13 protein-coding genes and 1 tRNA gene are annotated in these 17,328 nt (G+C 63.3%); all 14 read right to left on the reverse strand.

What is annotated here, in order from left to right:
• A partial coding sequence (locus AC1D2L_RS25300; protein WP_476848663.1) for a GTP-binding protein occupies positions 1-249 on the reverse strand: 249 nt, incomplete at its 3' end.
• Positions 250-305: 56 nt separating this feature from the next.
• Complete coding sequence (fusA, locus tag AC1D2L_RS25305) at positions 306-2,381, reverse strand: elongation factor G (RefSeq protein ID WP_476848664.1); 2,076 nt, start codon at positions 2,379-2,381, stop codon at positions 306-308.
• 36 nt (positions 2,382-2,417) lie between these two features.
• On the reverse strand, positions 2,418-2,888 hold the full coding sequence (gene rpsG, locus AC1D2L_RS25310) for a 30S ribosomal protein S7 (RefSeq protein WP_476848665.1): 471 nt from the start codon (positions 2,886-2,888) through the stop codon (positions 2,418-2,420).
• Between the two features lie 72 nt (positions 2,889-2,960).
• Entirely contained in the window at positions 2,961-3,332 is a 372-nt protein-coding gene (gene rpsL, locus AC1D2L_RS25315; RefSeq protein ID WP_038358286.1) for a 30S ribosomal protein S12, read from the reverse strand.
• Between the two features lie 458 nt (positions 3,333-3,790).
• Positions 3,791-8,008: a DNA-directed RNA polymerase subunit beta' gene (gene rpoC / locus AC1D2L_RS25320; protein ID WP_476848666.1), complete on the reverse strand. Its 4,218-nt coding sequence runs from the start codon at positions 8,006-8,008 to the stop codon at positions 3,791-3,793.
• Between the two features lie 127 nt (positions 8,009-8,135).
• Positions 8,136-12,257 (reverse strand): DNA-directed RNA polymerase subunit beta, encoded by a 4,122-nt coding sequence (rpoB, locus tag AC1D2L_RS25325; RefSeq protein ID WP_476848667.1) that lies wholly within the window; start codon positions 12,255-12,257, stop codon positions 8,136-8,138.
• A 371-nt stretch (positions 12,258-12,628) separates the two neighbouring features.
• Positions 12,629-13,003 carry a 50S ribosomal protein L7/L12 gene (gene rplL, locus AC1D2L_RS25330; protein WP_476848668.1) on the reverse strand — a complete coding sequence of 125 codons (375 nt, stop codon included), beginning with the start codon at positions 13,001-13,003 and terminating at the stop codon, positions 12,629-12,631.
• Positions 13,004-13,059: 56 nt separating this feature from the next.
• Complete coding sequence (gene rplJ, locus AC1D2L_RS25335) at positions 13,060-13,575, reverse strand: 50S ribosomal protein L10 (protein WP_476848669.1); 516 nt, start codon at positions 13,573-13,575, stop codon at positions 13,060-13,062.
• A gap of 507 nt (positions 13,576-14,082) precedes the next feature.
• Positions 14,083-14,781, reverse strand: coding sequence for a 50S ribosomal protein L1 (gene rplA, locus AC1D2L_RS25340; protein WP_476848670.1), 699 nt, complete (start codon positions 14,779-14,781; stop codon positions 14,083-14,085).
• 10 nt (positions 14,782-14,791) lie between these two features.
• Entirely contained in the window at positions 14,792-15,223 is a 432-nt protein-coding gene (gene rplK, locus AC1D2L_RS25345; protein ID WP_476848671.1) for a 50S ribosomal protein L11, read from the reverse strand.
• A 348-nt stretch (positions 15,224-15,571) separates the two neighbouring features.
• Entirely contained in the window at positions 15,572-16,105 is a 534-nt protein-coding gene (gene nusG / locus AC1D2L_RS25350; protein WP_476848672.1) for a transcription termination/antitermination protein NusG, read from the reverse strand.
• A 14-nt stretch (positions 16,106-16,119) separates the two neighbouring features.
• Complete coding sequence (secE, locus tag AC1D2L_RS25355) at positions 16,120-16,314, reverse strand: preprotein translocase subunit SecE (RefSeq protein WP_476848673.1); 195 nt, start codon at positions 16,312-16,314, stop codon at positions 16,120-16,122.
• 335 nt (positions 16,315-16,649) lie between these two features.
• Positions 16,650-16,725 (reverse strand) — tRNA-Trp (locus AC1D2L_RS25360).
• A gap of 355 nt (positions 16,726-17,080) precedes the next feature.
• Positions 17,081-17,328, reverse strand: a 248-nt coding sequence (locus AC1D2L_RS25365; RefSeq protein WP_476848186.1) for an EF-Tu C-terminal domain-related protein, incomplete at its 5' end; no start/stop codon positions are given.

The following is a 17,328-nucleotide window of genomic DNA, read 5'->3' on the forward strand; positions in this document are numbered from 1 at the left end:
GGGGCAGTCGACATGCGCATAGTGGCGCGCTGCCGTCTCGTACTCGACGTGCGCCGTCGAGATCGTGATGCCGCGGGCCTTCTCCTCAGGCGCCTTGTCGATCTGGTCGTACGCCGTATACGACGCGCCGCCAGACTCAGCCAAAACCTTCGTGATCGCAGCCGTCAAAGACGTCTTGCCATGGTCGACGTGACCAATCGTACCAATGTTGCAATGCGGCTTCGTGCGCGCGAATTTCTCTTTGGCCATCGTAGCCTCCGTCCGTCAGATCGTTTTCAAGTGTTCGTGCGAATAGTTCAGCAGGATCAGGCGTACTTGGCCTGGACCTCGGCAGCGACCGCCGAAGGAACCTGCTCGTAGTGGTCGAACTGCATCGTATAGTTGGCGCGTCCCTGGCTGAACGAACGCAGCTGGTTGACGTAGCCGAACATGTTTGCGAGCGGCACCATGGCGTTGACGACCACGGCGTTGCCACGCATGTCCTGGCCCTGGATCTGGCCACGACGCGAGTTCAGATCGCCGATGACCGAACCGGTGTAATCTTCCGGGGTCACCACTTCGACCTTCATGATCGGCTCGAGCAGAACCGAACCACCCTTCTGCAGACCTTCACGCAGAGCAGCGCGAGAGGCGATTTCGAAGGCCAGTGCCGACGAGTCGACTTCGTGGAAGGCGCCATCGATCAAGGTCACCTTGACGTCGACCACCGGGAAGCCGGCGATCACGCCGGAGCCGATGACCGAGTTGAGGCCCTTTTCGACGCCGGGGATGTATTCCTTAGGAACCGTACCGCCGACGACCTTCGACTCGAACTCGAAGCCCTTGCCGGTCTCGTTCGGCTCGATCACCAGCTTGACGCGGGCGAACTGGCCGGTACCGCCGGTCTGCTTCTTGTGGGTGTAGTCGATCTCGACCTTCTTGGTCAGCGTCTCGCGATAGGCCACCTGGGGGGCGCCGATGTTGGCGTCCACCTTGTAGGTCCGGCGCAGGATGTCGACCTTAATGTCGAGGTGCAGCTCGCCCATGCCCTTGAGGATGGTCTGGCCGCTCTCCTGGTCGGTCGAAACGCGGAACGAGGGATCCTCGTTCGCGAGCTTCGCCAGGGCGAGGCCCAGCTTCTCCTGGTCGGCCTTGGACTTCGGCTCGATCGCGATCGTGATGACCGGCTCGGGGAATTCCATGCGCTCGAGGATGACGGCATTGATCGGGTCGCACAGCGTGTCGCCGGTGCGGACGTCCTTGAGGCCGGCCAGGGCGACGATGTCGCCGGCGAAAGCCTCCTTGATGTCCTCGCGGTTGTTCGCGTGCATCAGCAGCATGCGGCCGACACGCTCTTTCTTGTCGCGGGTCGAGTTGATGACGCCCTGCCCGGTCTCAACCTTGCCGGAATAGACGCGGCAGAAGGTGATCGTGCCGACGAAGGGATCGTCCATGATCTTGAAGGCGAGCATGGAGAAGGGATCTTCGTCGGTGGGGCGACGGACGGTGTCTTCTTCGGTCTTGAAGTCGATGCCCTTGATCTCGCCGCGATCGACGGGCGAAGGCAGGAAGTCGACGACCGCGTCGAGCAGGGGCTGAACGCCCTTGTTCTTGAAGGCCGAACCGCAAAGCACGGGATGGAAGGCGCGGCGCTGAACGGCGGTGCGGACCAGGCGACGCAGGGTCTCCGCGTCCGGCTCGGTGCCATCCAGGTAAGCTTCCATGGCCGCATCGTCCATGTCGACGGCGGCTTCAATCAGCTTGCCGCGATATTCGACGGCCTTGTCGAGCAGGTCGGCGGGGATGTCCTTCTCTTCGAAGGAGGCACCCAGCGCCTCTCCGTTCCAGACGATCGCCTTCATCTTGATCAGGTCGATCACGCCAGCGAATTCGGACTCGGCGCCGATCGGGATCTGCAGGCAAACGGGCTTGCCGGCGACGCGATCGATGATGTCCTGCACGCAGCGATAGAAATCAGCGCCGGTCTTGTCCATCTTGTTGACGAACACGATGCGCGGGACGTCGTACTTGTCGGCCTGGCGCCAGACGGTCTCGGTCTGGGGCTCGACGCCCTGGTTGCCATCGAGCACGCAGACGGCACCGTCGAGCACGCGCAGCGAACGCTCGACTTCAATGGTGAAGTCGACGTGGCCGGGGGTGTCGATGATGTTCAGGCGGTGATCTTGCCACAGGCAGGTCGTCGCAGCGGAGGTGATCGTGATGCCACGCTCCTGCTCCTGCGTCATCCAGTCCATGGTGGCAGCGCCATCATGGACTTCGCCGATCTTGTGCGACTTGCCTGTGTAGAACAGGATACGCTCGGTCGTCGTCGTCTTTCCGGCATCGATGTGGGCCATGATGCCGAAGTTACGATAACGGTCGATAGGGTGAGAACGGGCCATGATAGTGCTTTCGTCTTGCCGAAGTGCCGTGAACGATTACCAGCGATAGTGCGAGAAGGCCCGGTTGGCTTCAGCCATCCGGTGCGTGTCTTCGCGCTTCTTCACTGCGTTGCCACGGTTGCTGGCTGCATCCATCAGCTCCGAGGAGAGACGCTCAACCATTGTCTTGTCGTTACGACCGCGAGCGGCCGAGATCAGCCAGCGGATCGCCAGCGCCTGACGGCGCTCGGTGCGAACCTCGACCGGAACCTGATACGTGGCACCGCCGACGCGGCGCGAACGCACCTCGATCGCGGGAGCGACATTCTCGAGGGCGCTCTTGAAGACGGCGAGCGGGTCGCTCTTCATCTTGGCCTCGATGATGTCGAAGGCACCGTAGACGATGCGCTCGGCAGTCGACTTCTTGCCTTCGTACATCACGGAATTCATGAACTTCGTCACGATGATATCGTGGAACTTCGGATCCGGAATGATCTCGCGCTTTTCAGCGCTATGGCGGCGGGACATCGTCTAGTCTCCGGTCAATTCAAAAAGCTGCGAACCAGCTCGAGCCTCATGCCCTGCTGGTCAGGCAGGAAATTACTTGGGACGCTTGGCGCCGTACTTCGAGCGGCGCTGTTTGCGGTTCTTGACGCCCTGGGTGTCGAGCACGCCGCGCAGGATATGGTAGCGCACGCCGGGCAAGTCCTTGACGCGGCCGCCACGGATCATGACGACAGAGTGCTCCTGGAGGTTGTGACCCTCACCAGGAATGTACCCGATCACCTCGAAGCCGTTGGTCAGGCGCACCTTGGCGACCTTACGCAGAGCAGAGTTCGGCTTCTTAGGCGTCGTCGTGTAGACGCGCGTGCAGACGCCGCGCTTCTGCGGGCAGGACTCGAGCGCCGGAGCGGTGTTACGCGCCTTGACGGGCGAACGTGGCTTGCGAATGAGCTGGCTGATTGTCGGCATTCTGGCCTCTCGCTCCACTGAGCGGTTGGAAATCTCGAAATCGATTGCCCAGATCGAACGAAGCCATGGCACAAACGAAACCGCGCCATCGGTCCCCGGCAGGGAAACCTCAGGCGCTTTCGCCAGCAGAGGACCACAGATTGCTCCGCAGTCATGCATCTCACCATGTCGTCAATCGACGCTGGAATTCCGATGGAGTTTCGGCCGCGAAATTCGCTCGCAACAAGGCGAAAGCGACATACGTGTCCGACAACCATCGACAGTGCCGCGCTTATGACTCGGCATCTGAGTCGCGTCAACCCCGAATTAGCAATGTCTTCGCCTTGCGGCAGCATTCCGGGCCATTATCGCGACCTCGAGCCTTGCCAAGCGCCCTGCCCGGCCCTGCCCCGACGGCCCTTCATGAAAAAGGCCGCCCCGAAGGGCGGCCTTGATCGTTAATGGAAGGCTAAGAGGCCTTACTCGGCGGCAGGCAGCGCCGCTGCGACGGCGGCAGCCGTGGCAGCTGCAGCCTTGGCGGCGGACGCCGCGGCCTTCGCCGCCGCATCTGCCTTCTGACCGACGATGAGATCGTCGCGACGCGTGGCCACCTGCTTGATGCGGGCAACCTGAGCGCCGGTGCCGGCCGGGATGAGCGAGCCGACGATGACGTTCTCCTTGAGGCCTTCCAGCGTGTCGTACTTGCCGTTGACAGCCGCCTCGGTGAGGACGCGGGTGGTCTCCTGGAACGACGCGGCCGAGATGAACGACCGGGTCTGCAAGCTCGCCTTGGTGATGCCGAGCAGGACCGGGACGCCGGAGGCGGGCTTCTTGCCCTCTTCCTTCATCTTGGCATTGATCTCCTGCAGCTCGATGCGGTCGACCTGGTCACCGGTGAGAATGTCGGTATCGCCCGACTCGGTGATCTCGATCTTCTGCAGCATCTGCCGGACGATCACCTCGATGTGCTTGTCGTTGATGCCCACGCCCTGGAGGCGATAGACCTCCTGGATTTCGTTCACCAGATAAGCGGCCAGCTCCTCGACGCCCTTGATCGCAAGGATGTCGTGCGGGGCCGGATTGCCGTCGAGGATGTAGTCGCCCATCTCGACGACGTCGCCGTCCTGGAGATGGATGTGCTTGCCCTTGGGGATCAGGTACTCGAGCCCCTCGGAACCGTCATGCGGCGTCAGGGTGACGCGACGCTTGTTCTTGTAGTCCTTGCCGAAGCCGATGACGCCGGCCTTCTCGGCGATGATCGCCGCATCCTTCGGACGACGCGCCTCGAACAGCTCCGCCACACGCGGCAGACCGCCGGTGATGTCGCGGGTCTTGGCCGAGTCGGTCGAGACACGAGCCAGCACGTCGCCGGCCTTGATGTGCACGCCCGGCTCCACCGAGATGATGCCCTCGACCGGCAGGATGTAGCGAGCCTCACCGCCGCGCGCGAGCTTGGCGATCTTGCCGTCCGGACCGTTGACGGTCAGGGCCGGGCGAAGATCCGAGGTACGGGCCGAACCGCGCCAGTCGATGACGACGCGCTTGTTGATGCCCGTTGCTTCGTCGGTCGTCTCGGTGATCGACATGCCGTCGATCAGGTCCTCGAAGCCGACGGAGCCGTCGACTTCCGCCAGGATCGGGCGGGAATAGGGATCCCACTCGATCAGGCGCTGGCCGCGCTTGACCTTGTCGCCCTCGTCGACCCGAAGCTTCGAGCCGAACTGGACGCGATGGACCGCACGCTCTGCACCGTCGGGGCCGACGATCACGATGGCGATGTTGCGCGCCATTGCGATCAGGTCGCCGTCCGAGTTCCGCGCAACGTTGCGGTTGCGCATCTTCACGACGCCCTCGAAGTTCGACTCCACGAACGACTGGTCGGCAATCGTCGCCGCGCCGCCGATGTGGAACGTACGCATCGTGAGCTGGGTGCCCGGCTCGCCGATCGACTGCGCCGCGATGACGCCGACGGCTTCGCCCATGTTGACAGGCGTGCCGCGAGCAAGGTCGCGGCCGTAGCAGGTGGCGCAGACGCCGTTCTTGGTGGCGCAGGTCAGCACCGAACGGATCTTCACCTCCTGCACACCGGCGGCGTTGATCGCCTCGATGTGAGCCTCGTCGATCATCGTGCCCTTCGGCACCAGGACCTTGCCGTCGATATCCGTGACGTCCTCGGCAGCAGAACGGCCGAGAATACGGATGCCGAGCGAAGCCACGACCTGGCCGGCGTCGATGATGGCGCGCATCTTGATGCCAGTGTCCGAACCGCAATCGAGCTCGGAGATGATGGCATCCTGCGCCACGTCGACGAGACGACGCGTGAGATAGCCGGAGTTGGCTGTCTTGAGCGCGGTATCGGCGAGGCCCTTACGGGCACCGTGGGTCGAGTTGAAGTACTCGAGAACGTCGAGGCCTTCCTTGAAGTTCGAGATGATCGGCGCCTCGATGATCTCACCGGACGGCTTGGCCATCAGGCCGCGCATGGCGGCGAGCTGGCGCATCTGGGCTGGCGAACCACGCGCTCCGGAGTGGCTCATCATGTAGATCGAGTTGATCGGCTTATCGCGACCGTTCTCGTCCTTCTTAACGGTCGAGATGCGCGCCATCATCTCCTGGGCCAGCTTGTCGGAGCACTTTGCCCAGGCGTCGACGACCTTGTTGTACTTCTCACCCTGGGTGATCAGGCCGTCCTGGTACTGCTGCTCGTAATCCTTGGCGAGCGCGCGGGTGGTGTCGACGATCTCCCACTTGTTCTCCGGCACGACCATGTCGTCCTTGCCGAAGGAAATGCCGGCCTTGAAGGCGTGCGTGAAGCCCAGCGACATGATCCTGTCGCAGAAGATCACCGATTCCTTCTGACCGCAGCCGCGATAGACGGCGTCGATCATCGCCTGAATTTCCTTCTTCGTCATCAGCTTGTTGGTGACGTCGAAGGTCATGTTCGGGTGCTTGGGCAGCGCCGTCGACAGGATCACGCGACCAGGCGTGGTCTCGTAGATCTTGGTGTAGGTCTTGCCGGCCTCGTCGACACCGGTCCAGCGGTACCGGATCTTCGAATGCAGCGTCACGACCTTCTCGTGCAGCGCGTATTCGAGCTCACCGAAGTCGCCGAACACCTTGCCCTGACCGGGCTCGCCGTCAGAGACGATCGAGAGGTAATAGAGGCCGAGCACGATGTCCTGCGACGGCACGATGATCGGCAGACCGTTTGCGGGATGCAGGATGTTGTTGGTCGACATCATCAGGACGCGCGCTTCCAGCTGCGCCTCGAGCGACAGCGGGACGTGCACGGCCATCTGGTCGCCGTCGAAGTCGGCGTTGAACGCGGCGCAGACCAGCGGGTGAAGCTGGATCGCCTTGCCTTCGATCAGCGTGGGCTCGAAGGCCTGAATGCCGAGGCGGTGCAGCGTCGGCGCGCGGTTCAGCATCACCGGATGCTCGCGGATGACCTCGTCCAGGATATCCCAGACCTCCGGCTTCTCCTTCTCGACGAGCTTCTTGGCCTGCTTGACCGTAGTCGAGTAGCCCTTGGCGTCGAGGCGCGCATAGATGAACGGCTTGAACAGCTCGAGCGCCATCTTCTTCGGCAGGCCGCACTGGTGCAGCTTGAGCTCCGGACCGACGACGATGACCGAACGGCCAGAGTAGTCGACGCGCTTGCCGAGCAGGTTCTGGCGGAAGCGGCCCTGCTTGCCCTTCAGCATGTCGGCGAGCGACTTCAGCGGACGCTTGTTGGCACCCGTGATGACGCGACCGCGACGGCCGTTGTCGAACAGGGCGTCGACCGACTCCTGCAGCATCCGCTTTTCGTTGCGGATGATGATGTCGGGCGCGCGCAGCTCGATCAGGCGCTTCAGGCGGTTGTTGCGGTTGATGACGCGACGATAGAGGTCGTTCAGGTCGGAGGTCGCGAAGCGACCGCCATCGAGCGGCACCAGCGGGCGCAGATCGGGCGGGATCACCGGGATGATGGTCATGACCATCCATTCCGGCTTGTTGCCCGAGAGCTGGAACGCCTCGATGATCTTGAGGCGCTTCATCAGCTTCTTGGGCTTCAGCTCCGACGTCGTCGTCGCGATCTCATGCTTGAGATCGGCGTTGATCTGGTCGAGGTCGAGCGCGCGCAGCATCTCGCGGATCGCTTCCGCGCCGATCATGGCGGTGAAGGTGTCGGCGCCGTATTCTTCCTGGCAGCGGACGTACTCCTCCTCGGACAGGATCTGGCGATCCTTCAGAGGGGTAAGGCCCGGCTCGATGACGACATACGACTCGAAATAGAGAATGCGCTCGAGATCCTTGAGCGGCATGTCCATCAGCAGGCCGATGCGCGAGGGCAGCGACTTCAGGAACCAGATGTGAGCGACGGGAGCCGCGAGCTCGATATGGCCCATGCGCTCGCGCCGGACGCGGGCGAGCGTCACTTCAACGCCGCACTTCTCGCAGATGACGCCCTTGAACTTCATGCGCTTGTACTTGCCGCACAGGCACTCGTAGTCCTTGATCGGCCCGAAGATGCGGGCGCAGAACAGGCCGTCGCGCTCGGGCTTGAAGGTCCGGTAGTTGATGGTCTCCGGCTTTTTGATTTCGCCATAGGACCAGGACAGGATCTTCTCCGGCGAAGCGATCGAGATCTTGATCGCGTCGAAGGCCTGCTGGACCGGCTGCTGGCCGAAAAGGTTCATGACCTCTTGCTTCATCGCCTGTCTCCTACCGCCGGCGGGGGATGAGACCACCCTGCCCGGCTATCATAACCATCGGCCGGCGGCGTGAGTGCCGCCGGCATTTCCCAATCCCAGGCGCGTCCAGCCAGACGCGCCGCGCGGCTTACTCGGCCGCTTCAGCCGGCGGCAACTCGCCCGGCTTCACCTTGTTGCTGATCAGCTCGACGTTGAGGCCGAGCGAGCGCATTTCCTTGACGAGCACGTTGAAGCTCTCCGGGATGCCCGCTTCGAAGTTGTCCTCGCCGCGCACGATCGACTCGTAGACCTTGGTACGGCCCGCGACGTCGTCCGACTTCACCGTCAGCATTTCCTGCAGCGTGTAGGCGGCGCCATAGGCTTCGAGCGCCCAGACCTCCATCTCGCCGAAGCGCTGTCCGCCGAACTGCGCCTTGCCGCCCAGCGGCTGCTGGGTAACGAGCGAGTACGGGCCGATCGAACGCGCATGGATCTTGTCGTCGACCAGGTGGTGCAGCTTCAGCATGTAGATGTAGCCCATCGTGACCTTGCGGTCGAAGGGCTCGCCGGTGCGGCCGTCATAGAGGGTCGACTGGCCCGACGAGTGCAGACCCGCCTGTTCCAGCAGCCGCTCGATATCGGCCTCCTTGGCGCCGTTGAACACCGGGGTGGCCATCGGAACGCCGCGGCGCAGGTTCTGGCCCATCTCGACGAGTTCGTTCTCGTCCATCGAGGCGATGATCTCATTGTCCTCGTAGACGGCGTCGAACGAAGCCCGCAGCGCCTTGACGTCATGAGCCTTCTTGTAGGCGTCGATCGCCGCGCCGATCTGCTTGCCGAGACCGGCAGCAGCCCAGCCCAGATGCGTCTCCAGGATCTGGCCGACGTTCATGCGCGAAGGCACGCCCAGCGGGTTCAGCACGATGTCGGCATGGGTGCCGTCCTCGAGGAACGGCATGTCCTCGGCCGCAACGATGCGCGAAACCACGCCCTTGTTGCCGTGACGGCCAGCCATCTTGTCGCCCGGCTGGATCTTGCGCTTCACCGCGACGAAGACCTTGACCATCTTCATCACGCCCGGGGGCAGTTCGTCGCCACGCTGCAGCTTCTCGACCTTGTCGAGGAAGCGCTGCTCGAGGCGCTTCTTCGACTCGTCGTACTGCTTACGCATGGCTTCGATTTCGGTCATCAGCGGGTCGTCGCCGACCGCAAACAGCCACCACTGCGAACGCGGGAACTCGGTCATGCCCTCGCGGGTGATGACAGTGTCCTTCTTGAAGCCCTTCGGACCCGCCAGACCGACCTTGCCGGTCAGGATATCGGCCAGACGCGCAAAGGTGTTGCGGTCCAGGATCGCCTGCTCGTCGTCACGGTCCTTGGCGAGACGCTCGATCTCCTCGCGCTCGATGGCCTGGGCGCGCTCGTCCTTGTCGACGCCGTGGCGATTGAACACGCGCACTTCGACGATGGTGCCCTGCACGCCCGGGGGAACCCGCAGCGAGGTGTCGCGGACGTCGGAGGCCTTCTCGCCGAAGATGGCGCGAAGCAGCTTCTCTTCCGGGGTCATCGGGCTCTCGCCCTTCGGCGTGATCTTGCCGACGAGGATGTCGCCAGCCGCCACTTCGGCGCCGATATAGACGATGCCGGCTTCGTCGAGGTTCTTCAGCGCTTCTTCCGAGACGTTCGGGATATCGCGCGTGATTTCCTCCGGGCCCAGCTTGGTGTCGCGGGCCATGACCTCGAATTCCTCGATATGGATCGAGGTGAAGATGTCTTCCGAGACGATCTTCTCCGAGAGAAGGATGGAATCCTCGAAGTTGTAGCCGTTCCACGGCATGAAGGCGACGAGCACGTTGCGGCCGAGCGCGAGCTCGCCAAACTCGGTCGACGGGCCGTCGGCGACGATGTCACCCTTCTTGATGATGTCGCCGACGCGCACCAGCGGACGCTGCGTGATGCAGGTCGACTGGTTCGAGCGCTGGAACTTCTGCAGACGATAGATATCGACGCCCGGCTTCGTCGGGTCCATCTCGTCCGACGCGCGGATAACGATACGTGTCGCATCGACCTGGTCGACGATGCCGGCGCGGCGAGCCGCGATGGCAGCGCCGGAATCGCGGGCGACGACGGCTTCCATGCCGGTGCCGACGAACGGCGCGTCGGCGCGAACCAGCGGCACCGCCTGGCGCTGCATGTTCGAGCCCATCAGCGCGCGGTTCGCGTCGTCGTTCTCGAGGAACGGGATCAGCGCCGCCGCAACCGAGACGAGCTGCTTGGGCGAGACGTCCTGGAAATCGACCTTGTCGACCGGGGTGACGATGACTTCACCGGCGCGACGGCAGACGATGAGGTCGTCCGTCAGGCGGCCTTCGGTGTCGACGGCGGCATTGGCCTGGGCGACGTTGTACTTCGCCTCTTCCATGGCCGAGAGATAGATGATCTCGTCGGTCTGCTTGCCGTCGCGGATGCGGCGATAGGGGCTCTCGATGAAGCCGTACTTGTTCACCCGCGCGAAGGTGGCGAGCGAGTTGATCAGGCCGATGTTCGGGCCTTCCGGCGTCTCAATCGGGCAGATGCGGCCATAGTGGGTCGGGTGCACGTCGCGCACTTCGAAGCCGGCGCGCTCACGGGTGAGACCACCCGGTCCAAGAGCCGAAAGACGACGCTTGTGAGTGACTTCCGAGAGCGGGTTCGTCTGATCCATGAACTGCGACAGCTGCGACGAGCCGAAGAACTCGCGCACGGCGGCAGCCGCCGGCTTGGCGTTGATCAGGTCCTGCGGCATCACGGTGTCGATGTCGACCGACGACATGCGCTCCTTGATGGCGCGCTCCATGCGCAGCAAGCCCAGGCGATACTGGTTCTCCATGAGCTCGCCGACCGAACGCACGCGGCGGTTGCCGAGATGGTCGATGTCGTCGATCTCGCCCTTGCCGTCGCGCAGGTCGACCAGCGCCTTCACGACCGCGAAGATGTCTTCCTTGCGCAGGATGCGCACGGTGTCCTCGGCGTCGAGGTCGAGACGCATGTTCATCTTCACGCGGCCGACGGCCGACAGGTCGTAGCGCTCCGAGTCGAAGAACAGCGACTGGAACATGTTCTCAGCCGTCTCGAGGGTCGGCGGCTCGCCCGGACGCATCACGCGGTAGATGTCGAACAGCGCCTCTTCGCGACGCGAGTTCTTGTCCACGTTGAGAGTGTTGCGGATATAGGGGCCGACCGTGATGTGGTCGATGTCGAGCACCGGGATCTCGTCGAACCCGTTGTCCGTCAGCAGCTTGAGGACCTTCTCGTTGATCTCCTCGCCGGCCTCGGCGAAGACTTCGCCGGTCTGCGGGTTGACCAGGTCTTCCGCGATGTACTGGGTGTAGAGGTCCTCGTCCGTTGCGCGCAGGAACTTGAGGCCCTTCTCGGCCAGCTGGCGTGCGGTACGGGCGACAAGCTTCTTGCCGGCCTCGACCACGACCTCGCCGGTGTCGGCGTCGATCATGTCCTCGGTCGCCTTGAAGCCCTTCATGCGCTCGGCGTCGTAAGGCACGCGCCAGCCCTTGGCGTCGCGGGTGTAGGCAATGTGGTTGTAGAAGCGGCTGAGGATTTCCTCGCCGTCCATGCCGAGCGCGAACAGCAGCGACGTGACCGGGATCTTACGCTTCCGGTCGATACGGGCGTAGACGATGTCCTTGGCGTCGAACTCGATGTCCAGCCAGGAACCGCGATACGGGATGATGCGCGCGGCGAAGAGCAGCTTGCCCGACGAATGGGTCTTGCCCTTGTCGTGGTCGAAGAACACGCCCGGCGAACGGTGCATCTGCGAGACGATGACGCGCTCGGTGCCGTTGACGATGAAGGTGCCGTTGTCCGTCATGAGCGGCATGTCGCCCATGTAGACATCCTGCTCCTTGATGTCCTTGACCGACTTGGCCTGGGTGTCGGGATCGATATCGAACACGATCAGGCGCAGCGTCACCTTGAGGGGCGCGCTGAAGGTCATGCCGCGCTGGCGGCACTCATCGACGTCGTATTTCGGGGGCTCGAAGGTGTACTTCACGAACTCGAGCAGCGAGGCGCCCGAGAAGTCGCCGATCGGGAAGACCGACTTGAACACGGACTGCAGGCCTTCGTCGCCGCGGCCACCCTTGGGTTCATCGACCATCAGGAACTGGTCATAGGATGCCTTCTGAACCTCGATGAGGTTCGGCATCTGCGCCACTTCCTTGAGTTTTCCGAAGAACTTGCGGACGCGCCTGCGACCCTGGAGCGAATTGACCATGTTGTTCCTCGCAATCTCCGGCGCATGATGCCGAAAAGTGGAAACCACCTTTCGGGCGACATCACGCCCCAACCTCTGGTTCAGAGACGAATTCCGATCCCCGGCCGATCCGACCAGACATCATCCGCCTCCAGACGGCTCACCCGGCGGCCCCAGCCGTATCGGGTGATCGGCGACCTGGCCGCCGGGTGAGCCGTTCAGCGCTCTGCGCTGACTTGCCTGTCTCGCCCCACAACGAAAAGTTGCGCTGGGAGCCTTTGCAACCTCTCCGCACACGATGTACGGAAACGACGCAACAGCCCCGGAGGCGGCGAACCGCCCCGGGACTGTGTTTAGCGATTAAAGTCGGACCGGCATCATGCCGGCCCTGCTCACTTGAGCTCGACCTTGGCGCCGACGGCCTCAAGCTGCTTCTTGAGCTTCTCGGCTTCGTCCTTGCCAACCGACTCCTTGACAGGCTTCGGAGCGGCTTCGACGAGATCCTTGGCTTCCTTGAGGCCCAGGCCGGTGATGGCGCGGACTTCCTTGATGACCTCGATCTTCTTGTCGCCAGCGGCGGCAAGAACGACGGTGAACTCGGTCTGCTCTTCAGCAGCGGCAGCAGCGGGGCCAGCGGCCGGGCCGGCAACCGCAACGGCGGCGGCAGCGGAGACGCCCCACTTCTCTTCGAGAAGCTTGGCGAGGTCAGCGGCCTCGAGGACCGTCAGGGCGGAGAGCTCGTCAACGAGCTTAGCAAGATCAGCCATTTTGATTTCCTACGTAAAAAGAGGTTCGAACTTGATCAGGGGTAACTGGCCAAAAATCAGGCCGCATCCTTGTCGGCATATGCCTGGAACACGCGCGCGAGCTTTGCGGCAGGCGCGGTCGAGAGCTGGGCGATCTTGGTTGCCGGGGCCTGGAGAAGGCCGAGCAACTTGGCGCGCAGTTCGTCGAGCGAGGGCATCGAGGCGAGAGCCTTGACACCTTCGGGGTTCAGGGCGGTCGTGCCCATCGCGCCGCCGAGGATGACAAGCTTGTCATTGTCCTTGGCGAAAGCGGTGGCGACCTTCGGCGCCGCGACCGGATCGTTGGAATAAGCGATCAGGGTGGGACCCGTCAGCAAGGGGCTGATGGACGCGACGTCGGTGCCTTCAAGAGCGATCTTGGCCAGCCGGTTCTTTGCGACCTTAACGGTGGCGCCATTGGCCTTCATCTCGCGACGAAGCTTCTGGAACTGGGCCACCGTCAAACCCGCATAGTGGGCCACGACGACGACCGAGGTGTTCGCAAACACTTCGTTCAGCGTCGCGACGGCATCTGTCTTTGCCGTTCTATCCACTGGGCTCTCTCCGGTAGGCGGCATGCTTGAGGGCGTGCCGCCAGTTGCACTTGCCACCCGCACCACACCCCGGTTGACACCGAAGCAGGATGAGAGCGACGCTCAGTGCCCTGTCCCCGTCCCCAGCCCTTGCAGGCCGATTTCGGGCGAGATGGTTCGAACCGTCTTCGGAACCGCGAGCGGTCCCGGATAAGCTCTTGCACCGTCTATGCAGGCCTCTTGGCGAAATTATGCCCGCGAGCGAACTCCCGGCGCACCTGCAGTCTCAGACAGGACTTGGATGATTCGGCGCCCGGAATCGCTTCCTGCAGCCAAAGCATCCATTTTTCGGCGGTAAACCGCCAAAAAACGCGAAACGGACCCCTTCGTGCGAAGCACGCTGGAGCCCAGGTCACTTATGGAAACAGGCAGCGTCTTAACGCTTTCGCCTGCTTCTGCCAAGTGGGGACTTGACGCCATCGCGTCAAGTCAAGGGCGATGGCCGGCGCGAGACCGGCCGTCAGCCGCTCAGCCGGCCAGAACCGTGTTCGGTTCGATCTTGACGCCCGGACCCATGGTCGAGGAGATCGCGACGCGCTGGATATAGGTGCCCTTGGCGCCGGCAGGCTTGGCCTTGGCGACCGAGTCGGCGAACGCCTTGATGTTCTCGGCCAGCTTCTCGGACGTGAACGAGACCTTGCCGACGGCGGCATGCACGATGCCGGCCTTCTCGACGCGGAACTCGACCGAACCGCCCTTGGAGGCGGCGACCGCATTGGTGATGTCCATGGTCACCGTGCCGACCTTCGGGTTCGGCATCAGGCCGCGCGGGCCGAGCACCTTACCGAGACGACCGACGAGCGGCATCATGTCCGGGGTCGCGATGCAGCGATCGAACTCGATCGTGCCCTTGGAGACGATGTCGACCAGCTCTTCGGCGCCGACGATGTCAGCTCCGGCCTTCTTGGCCTCTTCCGCCTTCGCGCCGCGGGCGAACACGGCGACGCGCAGAACGCGGCCGGTGCCGTTGGGCAGGTTGCAGACGCCACGGACCATCTGGTCGGCGTGACGAGGATCGACGCCCAGGTTCATCGAGACTTCAACGGTCTCGTCGAACTTGGCGGTGGCGCGCTCCTTGACGAAGGCGACCGCGTCGGTGAGCGGGTAGAGCTTGGTGCGGTCAATGCCTTCACGGCCCTTGACGACGCGCTTTCCGATATGTGCCATTTTCGCCCCCTCAGCCCACGACTTCCAGGCCCATCGACCGGGCAGAGCCCTTGATCATGGACGAGGCCGATTCGACGGTATCGCAGTTGAGATCGGCCATCTTCTTCTCGGCGATCTCGTTGATCTGGGCGACCGTCACCTTGCCGACGTTGCCGCCGCGACCGGGGGTCTTGGAACCCGAGGTCAGGCCGGCAGCCTTCTTGAGCCAGTAGGACACCGGCGGCTGCTTCATCTCGAAGGTGAAGGAGCGATCCTGATACGCGGTGATGATCACCGGGATCGGCATGCCCTTTTCCATCTGAGAGGTCTTCGCGTTGAAGGCCTTGCAGAATTCCATGATGTTAAGGCCGCGCTGACCCAGCGCCGGACCGATCGGCGGCGACGGATTGGCCGCGCCCGCCGGAACCTGAAGCTTCACGTAGCCCGTGATCTTCTTTGCCATGATGGCTGCTCCTGCCGCTCGCTCCGCTGCCTATCGGAACGACGACGTCCCGCCCTTGAACGCATTTTCGTTCGGGTCGGGATGGTTGCAGAGCGTGGTGCGGCAGGGTGATCCGGTTGGCGACCGGCCTACCTCCCACGCATGTGAGGCGCGGCCTATGACACAAGGCAGCGCCGAAGGGAAGTGGATTCATCAACTATGAATGAACCCGTCCCCTTCAATCCCGAGGAGCAGCGCGAGGCTGCGTCTCGAATGATATTTCAGAACGGCAGCTTCCCCTGGAATATCCTTCGAGACGGCGCTCCCGCGCCCTCGAAGGATGAAGATCCTGGGGTCGACCGGAAGCCCTCAGAGCTTCTCGACCTGCCCGTATTCCAGCTCCACCGGCGTTGCGCGGCCGAAGATCGAAACCGCGACCTTGAGGCGGGCGCGACCGTGGTCGACGTCCTCGACGACACCGTTGAACGAGGCGAACGGACCGTCGGCCACTTTCACCTGCTCGCCGATCTCGAAGACGATCGTGGGCTTGGGACGCTCGACGCCCTCGGCCACCTGGCCCTTGATGCGCATCGCCTCGCTCTCGGGGATCGGCATGGGCTTGGCCTTGTCGGCGCCCAGGAAGCCCGTGACCTTCGGCGTGTTCTTGATGAGGTGGTAGACCTCATCGGTCATCTCGCACTTCACCAGGACATAGCCCGGGAAGAACTTGCGCTCGGCCTCGACCTTGCGGCCGCGACGAACCTCGACGACCTTCTCGGTCGGGACCAGGACCTCGTCGAACTTGTCGGCGAGATGGCGTTGCGCCGCCTGGTCGCGGATCGACTGCGCGACCTTGTTCTCGAAGTTGGAATAGGCGTGGACGATGTACCAGCGGGTGCTCACGTCATTATCTCCGTTCAGCGCGCGCCGAGGATGAGGCCGAGCGACCAGCGAATGATCGTATCGGTGAAAAGGAAGAACAGGCTCGAGACCACGACCATGGCCAGCACGAGGCCTGTGGTGATCAGCGTCTCACGCCGCGATGGCCAGGTGACCTTTGTCGCCTCGGTGCGGACATCCTGCAGGAAGCTGAAGGGATTGCTCTTCGCCATGGATTTACCTCGGGTTCCGATTCGCCGCTGCGGGCTTGCGCCGCCGCCGAATCGGCCGTCCTGAAACATTCGCGGCGCGGGACCCGAGGGGTCGCGCGCCGTCATGAGGAGCCTCTTACAACGGCCGCAGGCGTTAGCCAAGCGCCTTTTGCCCCGAAAACTCCGGCGAGCCTCGCTGTCGCAGCGCGAGCGCGGGCACGGCCCTCCCCGGCGGACGCGAGACTGGTGCTCGCGGCAGGGCAACACCCGGCGGATGATGTATCGAACTAAACAGAATGTTGAGAGGGCGTTCGGCGGCGGGATCGGCAAGCATGCCAGGATCTGAACCGAGGAACTGGCAGGGGCGGTAGGGCTCGAACCTACGACAACCGGTTTTGGAGACCGGTACTCTACCAACTGAGCTACACCCCTGCGGACGCGGTTCCTTTGCCCCAATGCGCGGGGCATTTCAAGTCGAAAATGCGCGCGCCTGCAATTGTTCTCGACAATCCGCGCGGTCAGCCGCCGGCCGGGCACCGGAGGTGGTTGCAGCCGCTCTCGTTGGCCATGCAGAGCGCCGTATCGGCACGCTGCAGCGACTTGGCGTGGCTTGCTGTAAGCGCAACCAGCAGCGCGCGGGCAACAGGCCCGGGCCATTCGGCGAATCGAAAGCCGCTCTCGAGACCAGCGGACGAGGACGATGCGGAACTGCAATGCCCGACTGCCGGCGCCAAACGAAAAGGGCGGCGTGACCGCCGCCCTTCCCAAACAGTCCAAGCCTGAGTTGTTACGCGATGATGCTTGCGACGACGCCGGCACCGACGGTGCGGCCGCCTTCACGGATGGCGAAGCGCAGCTTCTCTTCCATCGCGATCGGCACGATCAGGTGCACTTCCATGGCGATGTTGTCGCCAGGCATGACCATCTCGGTACCCTCGGGCAGGTGCACCACGCCGGTCACGTCCGTCGTGCGGAAGTAGAACTGCGGGCGGTAGTTGGTGAAGAACGGGGTGTGGCGACCGCCCTCCTCCTTGG

This window comes from Allobosea sp. P1_B10, from assembly GCF_056406735.1.

What these genes read in the sequence shown, in the direction of transcription:
- rpsG (WP_476848665.1), bottom strand. Translation starts at nt 2,888, where the DNA reads ATGTCCCGCCGCCATAGCGCTGAAAAGCGCGAGATCATTCCGGATCCG.
- rplK (WP_476848671.1), bottom strand. Translation starts at nt 15,223, where the DNA reads ATGGCAAAGAAGATCACGGGCTACGTGAAGCTTCAGGTTCCGGCGGGC.
- rpoB (WP_476848667.1), bottom strand. Translation starts at nt 12,257, where the DNA reads ATGGTCAATTCGCTCCAGGGTCGCAGGCGCGTCCGCAAGTTCTTCGGA.
- rpoC (WP_476848666.1), bottom strand. Translation starts at nt 8,008, where the DNA reads ATGAAGCAAGAGGTCATGAACCTTTTCGGCCAGCAGCCGGTCCAGCAG.
- rplL (WP_476848668.1), bottom strand. Translation starts at nt 13,003, where the DNA reads ATGGCTGATCTTGCTAAGCTCGTTGACGAGCTCTCCGCCCTGACGGTC.
- rpsL (WP_038358286.1), bottom strand. Translation starts at nt 3,332, where the DNA reads ATGCCGACAATCAGCCAGCTCATTCGCAAGCCACGTTCGCCCGTCAAG.
- rplA (WP_476848670.1), bottom strand. Translation starts at nt 14,781, where the DNA reads ATGGCACATATCGGAAAGCGCGTCGTCAAGGGCCGTGAAGGCATTGAC.
- secE (WP_476848673.1), bottom strand. Translation starts at nt 16,314, where the DNA reads ATGGCGAAGAGCAATCCCTTCAGCTTCCTGCAGGATGTCCGCACCGAG.
- fusA (WP_476848664.1), bottom strand. Translation starts at nt 2,381, where the DNA reads ATGGCCCGTTCTCACCCTATCGACCGTTATCGTAACTTCGGCATCATG.